Annotated in this window: 1 protein-coding gene; it reads left to right on the top strand. The window is 38.2% G+C overall.

The genetic code is table 11. From position 1 onward, the window contains the following. The first annotated feature begins 143 nt into the window (after window positions 1-143). On the top strand, window positions 144-1382 hold the full coding sequence (locus MHZ92_RS21200) for an IS4 family transposase (protein WP_239433708.1): 1239 nt from the start codon (window positions 144-146) through the stop codon (window positions 1380-1382). Window positions 1383-1511: the final 129 nt, after the last annotated feature.

Below are 1511 nucleotides of genomic sequence, written 5' to 3'. Positions count from 1 at the left end.
CACTAGCGTTGCATAGCAAGAAATAAAAGTAAAAAAGTACAGTAAATAGAAATAGATAACTTGAATAAAAACAAAAAAGCTCCTAATGTAGGTAAGGAACGACGACTAAATCAGTTCCCTACACTATCAAAAGGAGCAAGCGTATGAAAAGTGTAAACCATAATTTAGTCTTTCGTCAATACTTATCTAAATTGCCTAGGAATGTTTTGGATTGTCCGCTCCTGAATTACGACACAAAAAAGGTTACTGATTTCTCAGTCGTGAAAATCTTTATTATGGCTCACATATGTAAATGGTTCAGTCTCAGAGATATAGAGATTGGTGTTCGCTCTAAAAAAGATTTCCAAAGGGAGATTGGGGTAAAATCCCTAAGCCACTCTCAACTTAGCCGTCGGCTAAGTCAGCTGAACACTGCCGATCTAGCCGACCTTTTATGTAGTTTGGCAAGTCAATATAGGACATTAAAAAGCAATGCCAAAGGCATTAATGAGAACGTAGGACCGATTCGAATCATCGATGGCACCTACGTCAAATTACCGAAAAACGCTCTAAATTGGACTGCGGTCTCTAAGGATTCCTGCGGAATCAAGCTCCATGTACGGGTCTTGGTCACCTCAGCTACAAGTACATTTCCCGAAAAGATGATTCCATCAACCGGAAATATAGCAGATTCTGACGCAGTGAACCATATCATTGATGCTGACGGAGCACTGTATGTGATGGACCGAGGCTATGCCCATAAAACAAAAATAGCTGGATGGATGGCACAGCAGATACATTTTCTAGTCCGTGTAAAGAAAACCTTCGCAACTGAGACTTTGAAAGTTTTCACACCGACACATCCGAATGTAATTAAGAATGAGCTTGTATCCATCAAGACCCGCAAAGAGCCGGTTCGTTACATTGAGTTCATAGACGAAAAAGGAACTCCATTTTATTTGATTACAAATCGTCTGGACTTATCTGAGGAAGAGATCTTGGAGACCTATAAGAACCGTTGGTACATTGAACTTTTCTTCAAATGGTTAAAGCAGCACGTCAAAGTCAACCACCTATTTAGCAAATCTCCTACAGGTATCTGGAATCAGATGTTCATAGCTTTAATCACTTACGCGCTAACGGAAATTATGAGATTGATTCATCAACCTAACAAATCGACATGGACGTTCTTACGAACAATACAGCATTACATTTTCGATTCAATGAAGAAGCTTTTACAAGACTTCAACCGAAGGTTGAGAAAAAGCAAAGGGCGACGAAAAATACCAGATGCCGCCCCAAAAGAGATTAGATATGGTGAAGATTTTGCGATTGTCAGTCCAATTAGTAAAGAGCACTTTATTAATAAAAAGAAATCGAAAAAAGAACACGAACAGAAGTAAATAACGAATGTAAAAAAAAGGGAACTGAATCGTCTTTACAGCCCTGTTCCTTTTTAAAATTTTCATAAGTAATTAAACTGTAAAAATATATAAGTTAATACTGTTTATGGGATGTATGCAACGCTAGTG

It is taken from the genome of Sporosarcina sp. ACRSL (genome assembly GCF_022346605.1).
Classification (GTDB): Bacteria; Bacillota; Bacilli; order Bacillales_A; family Planococcaceae; genus Sporosarcina.
The sequence above is the reverse complement of the archived record's forward strand: the minus strand, read 5'-3'. Positions and strand labels throughout refer to the sequence as shown.

Bases quoted from the DNA above. Each gene is read 5' to 3' on its own strand.
- MHZ92_RS21200 (WP_239433708.1), top strand. From the start codon at position 144: ATGAAAAGTGTAAACCATAATTTAGTCTTTCGTCAATACTTATCTAAA.